General features: G+C 40.0%; 11 protein-coding genes. 1 reads left to right on the top strand and 10 read right to left on the bottom strand.

What is annotated here, in order from left to right:
• Positions 1-17 precede the first annotated feature (17 nt).
• The 4 genes from H4J61_RS11470 to H4J61_RS11455 form a co-directional block, all read right to left on the bottom strand.
• Positions 18-3290 (bottom strand): PAS domain S-box protein, encoded by a 3273-nt coding sequence (locus tag H4J61_RS11470; protein WP_182185120.1) that lies wholly within the window; start codon positions 3288-3290, stop codon positions 18-20.
• Between the two features lie 73 nt (positions 3291-3363).
• The gene (locus tag H4J61_RS11465) at positions 3364-3993 is read right to left on the bottom strand and encodes a hypothetical protein (protein ID WP_182185119.1); all 630 of its coding nucleotides are present in this window, start codon (positions 3991-3993) and stop codon (positions 3364-3366) included.
• Between the two features lie 971 nt (positions 3994-4964).
• A complete protein-coding gene (locus H4J61_RS11460; RefSeq protein WP_182185118.1) occupies positions 4965-6092 on the bottom strand; it encodes an aminotransferase class V-fold PLP-dependent enzyme in 1128 nt (375 codons plus the stop codon).
• A gap of 584 nt (positions 6093-6676) precedes the next feature.
• Positions 6677-7213, bottom strand: coding sequence for a hypothetical protein (locus H4J61_RS11455; RefSeq protein WP_182138091.1), 537 nt, complete (start codon positions 7211-7213; stop codon positions 6677-6679).
• Between the two features lie 356 nt (positions 7214-7569).
• Between H4J61_RS11455 and H4J61_RS11450 the strand changes: the two genes are divergently transcribed.
• On the top strand, positions 7570-8112 hold the full coding sequence (locus tag H4J61_RS11450) for a TrmH family RNA methyltransferase (RefSeq protein WP_182185117.1): 543 nt from the start codon (positions 7570-7572) through the stop codon (positions 8110-8112).
• 112 nt (positions 8113-8224) lie between these two features.
• Here H4J61_RS11450 and H4J61_RS11445 read toward each other — a convergent pair whose 3' ends face one another.
• The 6 genes from H4J61_RS11445 to H4J61_RS11420 form a co-directional block, all read right to left on the bottom strand.
• Positions 8225-8695, bottom strand: a complete 471-nt coding sequence (locus tag H4J61_RS11445) for a DUF1499 domain-containing protein (protein ID WP_182185116.1) — start codon at positions 8693-8695, stop codon at positions 8225-8227.
• A 212-nt stretch (positions 8696-8907) separates the two neighbouring features.
• Positions 8908-10134, bottom strand: coding sequence for an FAD-dependent monooxygenase (locus H4J61_RS11440; RefSeq protein ID WP_182185115.1), 1227 nt, complete (start codon positions 10132-10134; stop codon positions 8908-8910).
• A 303-nt stretch (positions 10135-10437) separates the two neighbouring features.
• A complete protein-coding gene (locus tag H4J61_RS11435) occupies positions 10438-13002 on the bottom strand; it encodes a TonB-dependent siderophore receptor (RefSeq protein ID WP_182185114.1) in 2565 nt (854 codons plus the stop codon).
• A 151-nt stretch (positions 13003-13153) separates the two neighbouring features.
• Positions 13154-13477: a hypothetical protein gene (locus H4J61_RS11430; RefSeq protein WP_182185113.1), complete on the bottom strand. Its 324-nt coding sequence runs from the start codon at positions 13475-13477 to the stop codon at positions 13154-13156.
• A 379-nt stretch (positions 13478-13856) separates the two neighbouring features.
• Positions 13857-18227 (bottom strand): M36 family metallopeptidase, encoded by a 4371-nt coding sequence (locus H4J61_RS11425; RefSeq protein WP_182185112.1) that lies wholly within the window; start codon positions 18225-18227, stop codon positions 13857-13859.
• A gap of 120 nt (positions 18228-18347) precedes the next feature.
• On the bottom strand, positions 18348-18827 hold the full coding sequence (locus tag H4J61_RS11420; protein WP_182185111.1) for a hypothetical protein: 480 nt from the start codon (positions 18825-18827) through the stop codon (positions 18348-18350).
• Positions 18828-19282 lie beyond the last annotated feature (455 nt).

Genomic DNA, 19282 nt, shown 5'->3' with positions numbered 1-19282 from the left:
GTTCATTCCTCAAGCTATTAATTTTTAACCATGGGTAACCACACGGTTACCACCATTCCTTTTTCGTTATCACTAGCAAATTCAACCTCTCCGGTATGAATCGAGACAATTTCTTTAACCAATGACACACCTAAACCAGTACCTGGTGTTGCACCCGAGTCGTCTGCTCGATAAAACCGCTCTCCAATACGAGAAAGTTGTTTAGGTGTCATGCCTATACCGTTATCGATAATGCTAACACCAAACTGCCTAATGCCATTTTTTTCTCTTTCGCTGGTTTTTAATCGTACTTTTTCATTTTCAGGAGAATATTTAAAGCTGTTACTTAACAAGTTATTAAATACCTGACGCATTTTATCAATATCGCAAGAAATTACCGGCCAACGTCCTGTTGACTTGACCTCCACTTTACGGCCCTTAAAGGCACCTTCTGCTTCCAGACATGACTGCTCTACAAGTTCTTTAAGCGAATGATTATCCATATAAAAATCTTTTCCCGCTCTTGCCTCTATACGTGATAAATCAAGTAGTTCATCTAATAGCTTCTTTAGATTTAATGACTGACGGTGAATAGTTTCAAAAATTTCATGTGACATTTTTTTATCATAATCACGATTCATTAATAATTCAGAAAACCCATAGATACTGGCCAGTGGTGTGCGTAGTTCATGAGCCGCTGTTGATAAAAAATCACTTTTCATCTTATCAACTTCTGTTTCATGGGTTACGTCCCTGAAATAAAGGACTTGGCCTTCTTTTTCACCCGTCAAGCCATGCATTGTTCTTTGCTTACAGTTAATAATGCGTACGGTCGGACGTGAGAGATAAATGGTATGTTCACAATCTTCGTTGCCAATAATATTGGTATATTCCATTAGTTCTGAATTATATAAACTTGCCATTGCGTCACTAAAAATTTTAGCACTTTTACCAATAAACTTATCTTCTGTAAACCCGGTCATGTTTAATAAGGCGGGGTTAATATAAACAATATTATTGTTGGCATTTTCTAAAACAAATCCATCTGGACTTAACGTTAATATGGTATCTAATTCACGCGTACGCTCTTTTACTTTTTTTTCCATTTCAGAACGATAACTATCAAGCTCGGTAATATCTTGGCCTACCCCAACGACACCCACAGCTTCGCCATTCGCATTACGTCGGGTAGTGGCATTGAGTAGCACCAAGACTGGATTGTTCTCTTTTGTATAAAGTGGCAACTCGAAATTAGAGGTTTCCACGCCTTTTAAGGCTTTTTGTAATACTTGGTTTACTGACTCACGATAATCTTTTGTGATCAATTCTTTTACCAGGTTTTTACCCAGTACTTCATCGGCTTGGTAGCCAGTAATAGCCGCTGACTTTTGATTCCATTGGTTGACATTACCTTGAGCATCAACACCAAAAATAGGGGCATTGGCGGTATCCATAAATATGGTTAATTCCTGAGCTACACGTTCCCTTTCAGAACGATAACCGTCTAGCTTTATTTGAAAAGCGAGTTCTTTGTTAGCCAGAATTAACTCGTGTTCCCACTTATCTTTCTCTTCGTGAACAAGGACTAATTCATTAGCTCGCTTTTCTTTTTCTTCGTTAGCAAGAATTAACTCCTCGGCCCGTTTATCTTTCTCTTCATTGGCAATAACTAACTCATCTGCACGCTTATCTTCTTCTTCGTTTTGAAAGGCTAGTTCTTTATTAGCGAGGACTAATTCATTGGCGCGTTTTTCTTTCTCTTGGTTGGCAACAATTAACTCTGCAGCCCGTTTGTCTTTCTCTTCATTTTGAAAGGCTAATTCTGTGTTGGCAAGAATCAGCTCTTCAGCCCGCTTGTCTTTCTCTTCATTTTGAAAGGCTAGCTCTGCGTTGGCGAGAATTAATTCATCCGCGCGTTGTTCTTTTTCTTCTTTAGCAAGAATCAGCTCTTCAGCCCGCTTGTCTTTCTCTTCGTTTTGAAAGGCTAGCTCTGCGTTGGCGAGAATTAATTCATCGGCGCGTTGTTCTTTTTCTTCTTTGGCAAGAATAAGCTCTTCGGCCCGCTTGTCTTTCTCTTCATTTTGAAAGGCTAATTCTTTGTTGGCGAGGACTAATTCATCCGCGCGTTGTTCTTTTTCTTCTTTAGCAAGAATCAGCTCTTCAGCCCGCTTGTCTTTCTCTTCATTTTGAAAGGCTAGCTCTTTGTTGGCGAGGACTAATTCATCGGCGCGTTGTTCTTTTTCTTCTTTGGCAAGAATAAGCTCTTCGGCCCGCTTGTCTTTCTCTTCATTTTGAAAGGCTAATTCTTTGTTGGCGAGGACTAATTCATCAGCACGTTGTTCTTTTTCTTCTTTAGCAAGAATCAGCTCTTCAGCCCGCTTGTCTTTCTCTTCATTTTGAAAGGCTAGCTCTTTGTTGGCGAGGACTAATTCATCAGCACGTTGTTCTTTTTCTTCTTTAGCAAGAATCAGCTCCTCGGCCCGCTTGTCTTTCTCTTTATTTTGAAAAGCTAGCTCTGCGTTGGCGAGGATTAATTCATCTGAACGTTTTTCTTTTTCTTTATTTTGAAAGGCCAGTTCTGTGTTGGCAAGCACTAATTCATTTGCTCGTTTTTCTTTCTCTTGGTTGGCAAGCGTTAATTCATCGGCCCGCTTATCTTTCTCTTGATTGGCTAGAAGCAGCTCTTCAGCCCGCTTGTCTTTCTCTTGATTGGCTAGAAGCAGCTCTTCGGCACGCTTGTCTTTCTCTTGATTGGCAAAAATCAGCTCTTCAGCTCGTTTATCTTTCTCTTGGTTAGCAAAAATTAACTCTTCAGCACGCTTGTCTTTCTCTTGGTTAGCTAAAATTAATTCTTCAGCCCACCTGTCTTTCTCTTCATTTTGAAAGGCCAGCTCTGTGTTAGCCAGCGTTAATTCCTCTGCGCGCTTTTCTTTCTCTTGGTTGGCAAAAATTAATTCTTCGGCCCGCTTGTCTTTTTCTTGGTTAGCTAAAATTAACTCTTCAGCGCGCTTATCTTTCTCTTGATTGGCAAGAATTAATTCTTCGGCCCGCTTGTCTTTTTCTTGGTTAGCTAAAATTAACTCTTCGGCCCATCTGTCTTTCTCTTCATTTTGAAAGGCCAGTTCTGTGTTGGCAAGCGTTAACTCTTCTGCGCGTTTTTCTTTCTCTTGGTTGGCAAGAATTAACTCTTCGGCCCGTTTATCTTTCTCTTCATTTTGAAAGGCTAGTTCTTTGTTAGCGAGGACTAATTCATTGGCTTTTTTTTCTTTCGCTTCGTGTCGATTATGTTTTTGATCATTATCTTTAAACATAAATAGTCCTAGTTATTTTTAGTAAACAATCAATTAAATGAGAAGGTAAATTTAAACTCTAAATACAACAGTGCTATTTTTTAAAAAGTCCCCGTAAAAAATCAAGCTCTTCATTGACTAAAATTAATTCATTGGCGCGCTTATCTTTCTCTTGATTAGCTAACACTAATTCATTGGCGCGCTTATCTTTCTCTTGATTAGCTAGCACTAATTCATCGGCGCGCTTATCTTTCTCTTGATTAGCTAGCACTAATTCATCGGCGCGCTTATCTTTCTCTTGATTAGCCAGCACTAATTCATTGGCGCGCTTATCTTTTTCTTGATTAGCTCGAACTAATTCATTGGCGCGCTTATCTTTCTCTTGATTAGCCAGCACTAATTCATTGGCGCGCTTATCTTTTTCTTGATTAGCTCGTACTAATTCATCGGCGCGCTTATCTTTCTCTTGATTAGCCAGCACTAATTCATTGGCGCGCTTATCTTTTTCTTGATTAGCTCGTACTAATTCATTGGCGCGCTTATCTTTTTCTTGATTCGCTAGCACTAATTCATCGACAAGCTTATCTTTTTCTTGATTAGCTAACACTAATTCATCAATACGCTTATCTTTCTCTTTATTTTGCAAGGCCAGTACTTTGTTAGCGAGGACTAATTCACTGGCTTTTTTTTCATTCACTTTGTTTTGATTATGCTGTTTATCCATATTTTCCAAGGTAAATGGTCCTCATCATCTTTATATTTTAGTAAAAAATCGCCTGAATTCAAGAGGAAATACCCATGATTAAATTCAGCCTAAAAACTTCAATATCGTCTCAATTAAAGCGACGGTGATCATTGATGTATACCAACTTTTCAATAAATCTGATCCTGACCACGATGGTGTCGTGCATGTTGTAAACGACTAACCTGGATTAATTGGCAGTATTTTAGTTTCAACTCCGTCATTTAAGGAGATTAATAGTGGCTCTGGATTTTACGATTGTTCCGACTTTTATGGTTATTCTGATTTTTCCGTATGTTCTGACTTTTCCGTATAAGTCAAAATTACGCTAAATAAATACAGCAGTCAACTCTATATATTAACAGTAAGCACAATCAATCAAGATTTAACAGCTGATTAACGAAGAAACCTCAGCTAAGAAACATTAAAAAATAAAGCTAGGCATAAGTTCACAGATGGCTCAAAAAAATTGTGCGGTTATTACTCAATAAAAGCCTAACTAAACGGCGTTTGGGAAATAAATCGTGGATAAATTAGGCATGTCATATAATAGTGAGATTTATTATTTTACCGAAAGAATCACTCAAATATTGACAATTGAGCGTAGTGGCCTTACCTGATATCACTAAACTCAAATCGTTAAGCTGAACATTTTTTGCAATAGCTTACGTTTCGTCATCACTTACAGCTCAAGGTTTAAGAACAAGCCTAGATGATCAATGGGCATAAAGCAGCTTGCTAAAGGTGAGCAAAGGTTTGAACTGATATTTAAACGCTATACTGGTTTGCTTGTGGCTAATATTCACTATGAATATCTAAGTAAATCAAATTGAATTAAGTTGATTTTTCTGACTAATTTCGCTCAAGGTTAATACCACAATGCTGGACGGCTTGCCATCAATACCATGGATAAATACATGACAAGCGCCCGAAGTTCATACGACAAAATACGTCTACAAGAGACGTGTCAACGCTTGTTCTAGTTGCGCAACAGTTCGGTCAATATTATGCAGTTTTTCTAAACCAAACAAGCCAATACGGAAAGTTTTAAAATCAGCACGCTCACCTACTTGTAATGGCACGCCAGCGGCAATCTGTAAACCAACAGCGGCAAATTTCTTACCGTTTTGAAATTCATCATCACTGGTAAAGCTTACAATCACACCCGGTGCGGTAAAGCCTTCAGCGGCGACACTGTTAATGCCATGTTGAGTCAGCAATGCGCGAACACGTTGACCTAAATCAAGTTGTTCTTGGCATACTTTGGCAAAACCATAGCTTTTGGTTTCTTGCATAATATCTCTAAAACGCGTCAAGCTATCCGTTGGCATAGTCGCGTGATAGGCATGCCCCCCATTTTCATAAGTTTCCATGATTTGTAACCATTTTTTCAGATCACAAGCAAAACTATCACTGGTGGTTGACTCTATCTGTTGGCGCGCCAGTTCGCTGAGCATCACTAAACCACAGCAGGGTGAGGCACTCCAACCTTTTTGTGGCGCACTAATCAAGACGTCAACACCGGTTGCTTGCATGTCTACCCAGATAGTGCCTGACGCAATACAATCAAGCACCATAATACCACCTACTTGGTGCACGGCTTTTGCCATCGCTTGAATATAGTCATCAGGTAACATGATACCGGCAGAGGTTTCTACATGCGGTGCAAACACGACATCAGGTGATTCAGCTAAAATAGTGGCCACTACCTCGGCTATAGGTGGCGGAGCAAATGGCGCTTGGGCGTCATCACGAACTTGTTGCGCTTTTAATACGGTTTCACTGCTAGGGATATCGCCCATTTCAAAAATTTGGCTCCAGCGATAACTGAACCAACCATTACGAACGACCAAGACTTTTTTGTTACGCGCAAATTGACGAGCAACGGCTTCCATACCAAAAGTGCCACTACCGGGAACGACAATAGCGCTATGGGCGTGGTAAACGGATTTTAAATCGGCAGAAATATCTTGCATGACCTGCTGGAATGAACCAGACATATGGTTCAAGGAGCGATCGGTGTAAACAACGGAATATTCTAATAATCCATCAGGGTCAATATTGGGTAACAATCCAGGCATATCAGGCTCTCTTAGTAATTATTTATAGCATGATATTGCCGTATATTGCGCTAGCTATCAATGCATTTTACAGAAAGTTGGTGTTAGAGAAACAACGAGGAAATAACTAGACACCCGGCTAAGTTTTATAGCAACGGCATAACTACAAAGCGTTAAGTGGATAAAATTGTTAACTATTAGGATGGAATAAAAGCCGTGGCTATAAATAAAGGCCCGTCAATGAAAATGTTAACTTAAGATAGCAATTAGCCGCTAATTTGAAAGTTAATTTAAAAGCTAAAGTATAATCACCTTGTCTGCGTTTACTGATGAGTCTGTTGTATGCTTTTATTAATAAGGTTCTAAATGTTAAATGTATTTCAGGACGGGACAGCTAATGATTAAAAGCCTATCAAAAACTCTGCCCCCATTGATACTGCCTCTATTGATAGTAACCTCGATAGCAAAGCTCAACATTTGGCAAAAAAATTAAATAACCTAAGTCAGCCAAATTAATGGCTGAACATAGAGTTAGCAAGGGCTGCTTAGTCATTATGCACTTCAAGTGCTGAGCATTCCCCTTTGTATAATCAAGCTTTTAAAGCTTACTGAGTGATGGTTACAGAGCCACCTACTACCTCAAAATTATTTTGACCAAATTTAGCTAGAGATGGGCAGTTGTTTATTACTCCCTTTAACACAATAAAACCACCGGGTTCAACACCAGCATAAATGCCTGTGCCCGCGACAATATGTAATGTTTCTTCAACCTCAAAAGGTATGTTACCGGCGCCGTTTTCACAAGTTGGATCACCCGTATAAACCATAGTAATCGTGTCATTTGCTGTATATAAGACACCTGTGCGCTCTTTGTTAACAAAAGTATGATTTATGGTAAAGTCAGCATTCAAAAGTCCTTTACTAATACCTTTTAAAACAAATTTATCACGGCCAAAATCTGATCCTCTAATGGGTTTTAACACCACTCGAAACTTACCTAACTGCTCGAACTGAGAGACAGAAAATGTTTCTGCAAAACCACGTTTGACATCGTATGTCACTGTATCATTGGTTTTTTCCTCTGCTAAGGCAGAAAAACTAGACATAGATAATAGCGCCACACTGACTAATAATTTTTTCATAATAATAATATCCATTTGTTATTTATGTTGGAGCCCTTTTGGGGAGTAGGGGTCTAAAAGTTGGAAATAATAATTAACGAATAAAATCCTTTTAGTTTGACTGGTGAATAAATCCTAGTAGAGGCGTGGGAATTTTTCAATTAACAATGAATGTCTGATTAATTTTCTTTTACTCGTGGATGTAAATTGGCTTAATGGCTTATCAACATTAATTTGATCTTCGCTAGATAAAGTCGCACAATCCTCGGCCCAGCTATAAGCTCAGCTATATGCTCAGAAACAGGGGCCGTAGGGGGGGAAAAGCATCAGCACTTAATCATAGTAAGTCGTCATAGTAAGTAATCAGAGTAGAAATAATGCATTCAAAAATACAACTTAGCAAAGAAGACCTTAGAATAAGCAAGCCAACTCGAGATGAATACTTAACCAAGCCAAAAATTCCTTTGATCGTGGTATTAGACAATGTCACTAATAGCTACAACATCGGTGCTTTTATTCGCTTGGCTGATGCTTTTGCTATCGACAAGGTTATTGTTTGTGGCGCGCTCACTATTTCAGATAAAAAGATGAAAAAAGCCTCTAGAAATGAAGCTAAATGGGTTTGTGTTGAATATAGTGATAATACCACCTCAAGTTTACAAACGTTATTGGATGAGGGTTATTCAGTTTACAGTGTTGAGCTATGCCATGAGTCAGTTGATTATACTGATGTGACTTACCCTGCTAAGTGCGTATTAGTTTTAGGTAATGAACGTAAAGGCGTAAGTGAAGCCGCATTAAAATTAAGTCATCAACAAATACACATTCCCATGTTTGGTATGGGTAACTCACTCAATGTTTCAACCGCTGGCGCGATTGTTTTAGCCGAATGTGCTAATCAAATAAGAAAAAAACAATAAGGCTAGCTGCTGTAAAAGCATGCTATTGAGAGCCAAATACTGAAAAATGTTGCAATCAATGGGAGTCTGAATCTATGACGCTGATCCCATTGATATTCTGCCCTCATTGATATTACATTGACTCAGATCCATTAACATTAAGCACCTCAAATTTAATCCGAATCTTTTCAACTCGTTCTCGATTAACGTTAAAGTCTGAATAACCCACTCTAGAGCCAGAGCGAATATGTATGCTGGTATCTTTAGACTGTGTTTCTGGGAAATAAAATTCTACATCATCAACAAAGCCAAAAAATTTAGAGGTAAACTCAGCCCTAACATAGCTATTGTCGGTCACTGTGACCTTTGAATTTTTTAATTCATTAACAATGTTCACAATATCGTTTTTGATTTCTAGCCTTTTGCCTTTAATCATAATGGGCTTGATATAGTGCTTTTCATTATTTGAAAAGCTACTAACACAATTAGGTGTATCTGGACATTGGGTTAATTGCCCATTCTCAATACCTAGGTTTGGTGCTTTTCCGGCACAACCCGTTAACAATATAAAACTTGTGAAAACAACTTGAGTGAGTTTATTCATTGTGCGAATCCCTTAAATTAATAAACTGATATAAAATAATAATAACGTTAAGCGCGCCAGTTAATCATAATATTAAAAAGCTTATGACAAATATGCGACTTAAAGCATAACTCTCTTTTTTGGAACGTTCGAGCCAGTTAACTTACTCGATTTTATTATTTATTTATTGTACACGCTAACGACATTGATTTTATTAACACTCTATTAATTATCTATGACTTTGACCTCATTGATACTGGCCCCATTGATAACTGCTCAACGATATTATAGGCATAGATGGAATCGAGCTTGTTCGCTGCGATTCTATCGCTGAGGCCAATACGGGATAGTCCTGAAACCAGTGCTAATTTGGCCTGTTCTATTGGCGAACTCATATGATACAAAGCGGCATTTTTACGCGCATTCAGTTGAATATTACGGGTGCGCGGTAAACGTATATTTTGATAGCTTTGCAACGCGTTTTCAATATTGCTATCACGAGATAAACAATATGCCAAGGCATAACTATCCTCAATGGCCATCGCTGCACCTTGAGCTAAAAATGGCAACATAGGATGGCATGCATCACCTAAAAGTGTCACCTTTCGATCTGACCATAGTTCAAGGGGTTTTCTCTCGAACAAAGCCCATAAAAAACACTGCTCTGTTGCGTTTAATAATTTGCTTACCTCAGGATGCCAATCACTAAAAGTCTCGCGTAATTCATTGATATCACCGGGCTCATTCCACGATTCTTTTTGCCAATTCTTACGTTCTTGCACGGCAATAAAATTGATTAAGTCTCCGCCACGCAGATAATAGCTAACGAAATGTTTGCCCGGTCCTACCCATAGGTTGGCATTGGGTTTAATTAATCCTTTCGGGAGTTTACTTGCTTCGACCACACCACGCCAAGCGACTTGTCCAGTAAACTCAGCTGGTTTTTTGCCTAACATACAGGCTTGGATATTTGATTTGATACCATCTGCACCGATTAACAAGTCAGCTTCGATACTGTCATTGTTGTCAAATTGAATGGTTAGATTTTGTTGGGTTTGCTGGTAACTTTGAATAGTTTTACCTAAGTGAATAGTTACCTTCATATTGATACAGGCATTATACAGCGCCGTATGTAAATCAGCACGGTGAACATGCAGGTAATCCGCGCCATATTTTTGTGTGGCGTTATCACCCAAAGGCACAGTAAAGTATGGTTTGCCCGTTTTATAATGACGCATCACTGCTGCATCTGGACTAAAAGCCTTGGCTTTAACTTCGTCTGCTATACCAAGTTCTTGTAATACATGCATGGCATTAGGGCTAAGCTGTATGCCAGCGCCTACTTCGCCCAGTTGAGGATTTCGTTCGTAAACAGTCACCTCAAATTTGTTTTTAGCCAATGCTAACGCGGCGCACAAACCACCAATACCAGCACCAGCAATAACAATTTTTTTACTCAAAATAATTATCCTAGGATCTAGACTTTCCTACCCCTCAGTGGGGTCCAATATCAATGAAAAATCAACAACATCAATGACTCCATTGATAGCTAACTCCGTTAATAACTGAGGTCAGTCGGTAAGGTTATTAAAAAGCATTAGGAAGTAGTGAAGAATAAATTGAATTCGTTAATTAACAAGCTAAAAATATACCTCTAAATTCGTCAATCTCCCTTAGACGCTTATTGCATTAATACTTGTTAATTATATCAATGTAAAGAAAAAGCTTGAGCAGCAAATACCACTCAAGCCTTAAGATTACCGCTAAAAAGTTACACTAATTTTTCCATAAACATATCGTCCGGTAAAACCGAAAGGCGAAAAGCCAGAGTAAGAGAACAATCGAGAAAAGGTGGTTACATCTTCAACCAACTCGCGCGTTGTATCAGGGTAAACATCAAAAATATTATTCGCCCCTAAAGTAAACTTAACACTTTCGGTTAGCGCGTAACTCACATCGAGATCAGTCACCCACTCTTCAGGTAACACTTCATTGCGAGCAGGGTTGTCAGATGGGTCTTGTGTTTCACCATAACGTGTCGTTCTTAACGTGGCATACCAACTATCTTTATTCCAGGTCGCACTAAGGTTCAATTTACTTTTTGGTGAGCCAACTTCAAATCGACGCAATTCATTACCAGAAAATAAATTATCCTGATCAAATCCTGCATTTTGTAATACCGTTGGTGGATCGATAACATGAGTTACTTCATTTTTATTGTAGTTAAAACCGGCATTAAGTAATAAATTGCCCATCTCTGCCATATCCATAGAATAGGTTGCAACTACATCAACACCTTTAGTAGTACTATCGATAGCATTTAAGAAAAATCGTGCGCGGTTGGCACCACTACCTGCTAACAAGGTCTCTACTTCAGGGCCTGATAAATTGTTTGATAAGACAATGCGATTGTCAATATCAATGCGGTAATAATCTACCGACAAGCTAAATTCAGCCAATGGTGTCCAAGTAAAGCCGCCGCCAATACTCATGGCATCTTCAGCGTCTAAGCCCGGAGAACCTAGTGCCTTAGCCACATTACTGTTTGGTGAAAATGTACCTGTTTCTGTTGGTACAGCATCAACGAAAACAGTGGAAATAGAGGTGAAATGTTGTTGCTGTAATGAAGGGGCTCTAAAACCTGTTGAAGCCGAAAAGCGCAGTGCAAACTCATCAGTTAATGAGATCCTATTAGCAACTTTACCACTTACCGTAGAGCCAAAATCAGAATAATCTTCATAACGTGTCGCTACTGTTAAATTCCATATTTCAGTAATATCAGCTTCTAGATCAATATAGGCACTGACATTATGACGGCTATTGTCGCCTGCTGATGCGGGTGTAAATCCAGGGAAAACTTGTGAGCCCGCAGAGCCAAATGGACCATTTATCGGATCAGTTACTGCACCGCCACTACCAAAAGTGCCCTGTTCGTAAGATGCCGTTTCACCAGCTTCAATTTGATAGCCCTCGTTTCTATATTCAAAACCAAAAGCAACGTTGAGGCTGCTGTCAAACATATCAACATCGACTTCTTTGCTAAAATCTGCATTTAATGTCAGTTGATCATAAGTTAATGTACCAGCATCAAATTCAGTCTGGCTTGACGGACCAAATGAGGTATTTAAGCTATTAGTGACGCCAAATTGAAACTCATCTTTGCCGTAAACTGCTGATAGATCATAATTATAATCATTGATATAACCGCGTACTCCTGCAGCTAAAGAATAATCAGCAATATCTGACGTAATGACCGGTAAAAAACCATTGGGGTAAATACTTTGTATATTGCGACTGTCTTGTGCTCGGCGATAAAACCCACCTCCCTCACCTTCTCGGCCGCTATAAGAGCCAAAGGCATAAAGTTCAGCATTTTCGTTAAGGTAGTAGCCACTGTTAACAAACAGTGCGATGTCGTCCACCTCGCCATTCCCGTAGGTATGATTATATCGATTCGTTGTTAATTCGCGTGGGTCTAAACTACCATCATCAAGTCGTGCGTAATTTTCTCGTTGGTCATAATCAGCGCGATTGGCCGAGTGGCGATTACGAAGCTCTGCTGATACATTGATGAAACCATCTTCACCCAGCGCAAAACCTGAGTTAACTCTTAATGTTAGTGTTTGACCATCAGTGACTTTACGATCCCCACCCTCAACAAAGGCTAAGTCACCATCATCACCAACACCCACTGACTTTAAATTGGGCACTCCATCCATTGTAGAGACATTAGCACCATAGGTTACCGATGCTGAGCCGCCACTATTAGCATTTTTAAGGACAATATTAATGACGCCAGCAATGGCATCTGAACCATATTGAGCCGCAGCGCCATCACGCAACACTTCAATTCGCTCAATGGCATTAGCAGGAATGGCGTTCATATCGACAGCTGATGAACCTCGTCCAGAAGAACCATTTAGATTTAATAAAGCACTGCTGTGTCGACGCTTACCATTAATTAATACTAAGGTGTGATCTGGTGCTAAGCCTCTTAATTGTGCAGGTCGAACATGGTCGGTACCATCGGTAATTGAAGGTTGAGGAAAGTTAAAACTGGGGAGTAATGTCCCTAAAATTTGATTGGTTTCAGTAAGACCCGTATTCATAATTGCATCAGCGTCTATGATGTCGATGGGGACAGGACTATCTTCAACACTCCGCCCTAATCGTCTTGAGCCAACAACACTAATTGTTTCTATGTTTTCATCCACCTTAGCCTCTTCTGCCAAAGCACTGGGGGTAAATGCCATTACTGATAAACCAGATAAAGCGATAGCTGATGTAATTAAGCTTAGCTGTGATTTAATATTTTTAGTCTGTATCATTGTATTATTCCCATAGTAATTAACTCTCCATTTTGTTCTATTATCAATCAGTTACTTTTATGTTATCGACTTGTGTATCCATCTATCAATATCAATGGGGTCAGAGTTAACAATATCAATGGGGTCAGCGTTAATGACTTTCATTAATTATTTATTTACTTCCATGATATATAAATGATTTTTTATCTCCTTCCCTAATTAAGGGACTTGCTATTTGAGCTTTAAATCGTTCACTATCGAGCACCCAAACTTTATTTGTTGCTTCTTGTATTTCAAGCAAAATTTTTGGCGATATCTGCTGGTGAAATAATGCATAATAAGCCTGTTGTCTCAACTCACTATTTATTCCTAACATTTGATAACAATTTTTATAACAATTTTGATAACAATAATGAGGAGTGATTAGCCGACTCGCTTTTCCTAATGCATTATGCTGGAAATTTGACCATAAATAGACACTGGCCGCTAAAACCATATTAGCCCTTCCTGGCTTTAATTCAATATATCGGCTCAACACTAAAAAATAGTGTTCACTATCTACGAGTGTAGATTTATAGCGCCCTTCCCGCAAAGTGCCTGTTAGGCAATAAGACTAATTAATATCGCGCACATAGTAACAACCCAATGATTGCATCAATTAACTGACACCTTTTTCAGTCGCGGGGGTAAGTAATAAATGTACATGATTCGTCATTAACACATAAGCATGCGCTTTGAACTGCAACAATCAATGGGATCAGAGTTAATGATTTTCATAAATAATAAATGACTCAAGTAACAATGACTCTGACCCCATTGATAGAATAATATTCAGCTATAAGAGCAACCATCCAGGCTGCTCTTATAATGTGCCTTTATTTATTAAACTTCCGACGACGGAAAAAGGCGAAAGGAACAAGTAATAACGATAACAAACCTAAACTACCGCCACTTGATTTATTTTTTATCGTAATGTCGAATGTTTCCACCTCACTGGTAGCATCGCCATCAGTTGCCGAGACCGTTACTACTGCTGTGGTATCAGCATCAACCGGTGGCGCATGATAAAGGTAAAAATTAGTGCTACTTGAGACTGCCGCACCATTAACTTGCCAGTTGTAGCTGATGTCATCGCCGTCTGCGTCAGTGGCTGAAACTACCAACCTAGTTGCTTCGGTCTCTTCAAGCGTAATGCTTTTACCGCCACTAACAACAGGCGCTACATTGACATCTGCAACATGAACAATAGTGTGGGCATTGATGTTAACAGTGCCATCGTTCACCACTACCTCAAAACCAAAGTCAGTATCCGTGCCAATGACAGGAACAAGAAATGTCAATTCAGCAGCTGTTGCATCGCTTAAATTTACATCAGGTCCAGAGGTTTGTGTCCAACTGTAGGTTAGCTCATCAGTATCGTGATCTAAAGTACTCGCTGATAAGGTTACCCTAGACTGGCTACCGTCGGTAATTTCGTCAACCATTTGGTCAGTAACAGTCACTATAGGGTTACGGTTAACACAAGTTGCGGTGTCGGCAACCATGACCGAAAATATGGTATTAGTTGCACTGGTGAATGTAACATTGTCGATGTTCCAACCCCATCCGCCAACGGCACCGTCTGTACCAATTCTGAAGCGTAACTGTACATCCTTGCCGTTCAACAGACCATCAGCAAAGCGAATAGCTTCAGGCGCATAGTCTGTTGTAAGATATTCAACAAAAGCGTTACGGTTTGGCAGGTACGGATTATACTCAAGAACTTGACCATTATAACCAATATCGAAAACACCACCGGCATCAACCACATCGGTCCAATCGCCACCGTCTACGCTGATTTCTACTACACCACCATCCCACGAATCGGCTTCGAACTCGTAATAATGTTCGAAATTCATCGCAAAATCGCCACTGGCTGCTACGTTGATCACTGGTGTAGTAAGGGTTACGTCTGTCGCTACGTCACCGTTTGGTCCCCACATATAATTGCCAGTGCCGTAATCCCATGTAGTTGGTGGTACCACAACCCAGTCATTTAACCAGTCGGCTATGCCTGAGTCTTCAGGTCCTACCTTGTTGATAGTCCAGTCATTATACGTGGCATAAATATGTTCAAAGCGTTCAACCAATTTAGCCTCATCTTTGACGAAGTCACGATTAACCTCAAACGTGATCACTTGAGGATCAGGTACGCTTATGGTTTGATCGTCAGAGATAAATTCAACGGTAATGGCAACGCTTTCATTTAAAGCAGCAGAATTAAGCTTAACTTCAGCCATGGTTGATACAATGTCATTCCACTGGGCCATATCGGAAAAGTCAATCACGCCATTATTACTAAATGTTACGTCAGCATCTGAACTCAGTTGCGCTCTTAAGCCACTAATGCCAGAGGTACTGAGGTTTTGAGCACTAACGCTAATAGACGCTGTTTCGCCAACATCCAAAGTACTATCAGCATCACAAAATGAACCATTGATACCGTTGTAATTATTATTAGTCTCAACCGCTGAAAAGGCTACTTCTTTACGTATTGAAATAAAATCTTCAACAACGCCGGTAAAACCGTCCTCTTGCCACCCAGTATCATAACGGGCTGGTGATACTGCATTTGCCCCCATACCACGTTTAGTAAAGGCATCGCGCATTACTTGATAATCTTCAGGGTCATTGGCAATGGCAACGGCTAAAATAGCATCACGGGCTTCTGTGAATGTTGGGGCTGACGGGGTAATTTTCATACCAGCTACAATGTAATCCATCATGCGACTTTGGGCCTGGTCAAAGCTATGCGTTTTGCGGTTTAGCAAGGCAACATAGGCTTCAAATAATGTGTTGGCCCAAATTTCACCGGCAGCGTGAACTTCTGCGTTAAAAAGCCCAGCCATAGCGGCACCACCACCGCTAACCTGATGATGTGTCGGCAATGCTACACCATCACTAATGTGTTTGAAGGTCAATGCATTGTAGTTCATGTCGGTGGTATAGGGCAGACGACGAATACCGAAATAATAGGGATGGTAGAATGAACCAGTATTCAATGCATACGCACCCGTATGATAAATACCTTGCCACATATCGTTACCGCTGAGCCAATTATCTTCTTCACGAACCATAGTCATTAAGGCAATAAAGTCACCCCAACCCTCGCCCATGGCACCCCCTTGTTCATTGCTGTGCAAACCGCTGATCAAACGATTGGATATATAGTGACCCCATTCATGCTCGATGATTGGGTTATCCATGGTGCCGTCACGGTAAATCGCCTCTGATGCAACCGAGCTAAGGGTCGCTTGAACCGAACCTTCAAGCAATAATGCGTCAATATCTAAGCCTGAGTTATAAGAAACCATAACCGCAGGAATAGTGATGGAAGACTTAGTACCACCCATATCAATCACTTCATCCGGACCGTCTACATTGTTATTGACAACGATTACAGCAACTGCCCCGGCATCCTGAGCCTTGGTCGCTTTTCTCTTAAACGCACATCCGCCACGGTCAACCATGGCAATTTTACCGGCAACCTCTGCGCCATTGTTTGCACTTTCACAGCCGTCATTGGCTTCATCAACGCCGTGGGTCATACGTACAATATCGGCGCTAAATTCAGCGAATTCTTGCGCGCCTAAGCTGTTGCTCAGTTGGTAAGTGAGATTGTCAATACCGGCAATCGTCATGGTGGTGTCATTACTTGGCTGGTATTTAAACAAATACATTTGCATTTGCGGTGATGAACCATCCAGTGGCGTCGACATATTGGCATTGTTCAAACCACTGTAGTCTTGTGCCTCGGCCTTGATGGGATCTCCGTCCAAGCCACCACGGCCGTAGTTATCTACCTGCGCATTACCAGAAGCTTCATCAAAACCATGATCATAATACAAGTCATGCATGTAGTTGTTGACATAGAATAAGTTAACAATGGCAGCGTTCATGTTGTTTTCGTTATCAACGGCATCGTTCATATTATAAGGATAGTCAAATATATTGGCACTGGTGGTTGCCGCAATCAAGTCACCTGGAGTGGGGTTGCCGTCAGCATCGATGTCTGGTGCTTGGTAACCGTTAGGTGCAATGATATCGGCATAAGCTTCGACGTTATTGCCCGAAGTGCTGGTGGCATCATCAGCTAACCATGGATCATTGGTTGACAGTCCGGCGTTGGTGATGTTGACGTAATTCATGGTCGCTTGAGTTTCATCGATGGGTGAATCGAATATGCCAGTAGGATGAGGAGACTTGTCACCTGCTGGGTAATCATATGGACGGTAAGGTGCAGTGTCTTCAGCAAAGACTTTATAGGTAAATGGCAAGGCTTCACTGTGAACCATGCTGTTACGGCGTAAAAGAATGCCGTCTTCAGCAGATATGATGTAGGTATAACCAACTAACTCAGATGAGTCGAGAGCTGATCCCAATAGTTCGATGTAGTAGGCTGGGATGAATCTGTCGCCGGCGGAATAATAAATTTTCTTACTGCGCGGCTCCTCACTAAATGAAAATTTTTCACTGCCCGTAGCAGTAAAACGGGTAAATTCGGCTTGTTCTCTCGCTTTGGTTAAAATGATGGCATCGCCACCCATATCGGTAAAGGCTTTACTGATGGCATCAGAGGCAGAAACGCTAAACTGGCTACTAAGTGAATGTTTAGATTCTTTGTTCTTTGAGAAGTAACCTGAAGTGGCAACCAACTGCATTTGTTGGTTGAGCACCACATTTAGCTGGCGGTCAAGGACTTCAATGCCATTTACACGTTGTTGGTACTTAACGATAACTGCACCACGACCGATGTCATGGACTGATTTCAATTCTGCTTGTTCGAGTGATTTGGCCGTAGCGCCATGTTTTAATGCATTAACGGAGGCAAAATGACCTGCCGATTTGCTAATGGCAAGCTTACGGTATTCTTTACTGTAAGGCAGCACAGAAACAGGCGAGCGGTCGTTGTTCTTAGCCCAACTAAAGGTTGAAACTCCCAGCGTATCATCAAAGTAAGCAGTTTTTGAACCCACCTTTTGGCTTTGAGTTTTTATCTTGTGGCTTGAAAGAGAAGCGGTACTTCTTAAACCTGCACCTCTTGAGTCTTTGACCTGTGCGTTGGCTGGTGATGACTTACTGAGATTGTAGTCAAACCTGGGTAGTGTCTTGCTGTTGTGTTGTATCTCTGTGGCAGCAAATGCTGAGCTTGTAAGGGCAACTGAAACAGCTGTAGCCACGAGTGTTCTTTTTATATTATTATTCATGGTATATCTCCAGTATTTTTATAAAAAACAGTTATTTTTAGCAAGAGCTAAGGATTTACTAATGTGAACGCGTAAACGTCCAATACTCAAAAATTCATATATACTAATGTAGAAATCGGCCTATTCCTTAAAACGACTAAGAGATAAATTTAACCCGCTCTGAAAATTTGCCCAACGAAAATTTGTATTTTCAAAAAATACGGCACTAGCCATTTCCACATTCATCCGAAATTCGGCTAGAGCGAAAAATACTTTGCTTTCAAAATGACTTAGAACAGCCGAGAAGTTTTGCTTAAAAACTGCACGTTGATAATTTAATGGGTCAGAGGTAGTAGTATGATTCAAATCAATGTCATTATTATAATGTTGGCGAGACTTGATAAAAGAATCAGCTAGTTGGCTTGATTTTTCGTGAGCTAATTTTTTAACCAGATTAGTACTAGCATTGACACTAGTCAGATCAAATGAGGCTTTATTTTCTTGATTAATTTTCTGATTGTGCGTTGTCTCAGCACTAATCACAAATTGCGGATATGCGAAAAGACAAACTAACCCGTATAATAGAATCGTAAATAAACTAGTATGAAGTAAATTTTTCATGATCTTTTTGATTTACTTTAATTCTATACAGATAAAAATACAAGTATTTCACTATCCTCTATCAATAGGATCAGAATTAATAACTTTCATTAACTATTTATTTACTTCCATGATATATAAATGATTTTTATCAGCCCCCCTAGTTAAGGGACTTGCTCTTTTACCTGTTTGTTGTGCTATTTAAGCTTTAAACCGTTCACTATCTAGCACCTAAGCTTTATTTGTTGCTTCTTGTATTTCAAGCAAAATTTTTGGCGATATCTGCTGGTGAAATAACGCATAATAAGCCTGTTGTCTCAACTCACTATTTATTCCTAACATTTGATAACAATTTTGATAACAATAATGAGGAGTGATTAGCCGACTCGCTTTTCCTAATGCATTATGCTGAAAACCTGACCATAAATAGACACTGGCCGCTAAAACCATATTAACCCTTACTGGCTTTAATTCAA

Origin of the sequence: Colwellia sp. MB3u-4 (assembly GCF_014077065.1) — a bacterium.
Taxonomy (GTDB): domain Bacteria; phylum Pseudomonadota; class Gammaproteobacteria; order Enterobacterales; family Alteromonadaceae; genus Cognaticolwellia.
This window is presented reverse-complemented; position numbering and strand designations above follow the sequence as displayed.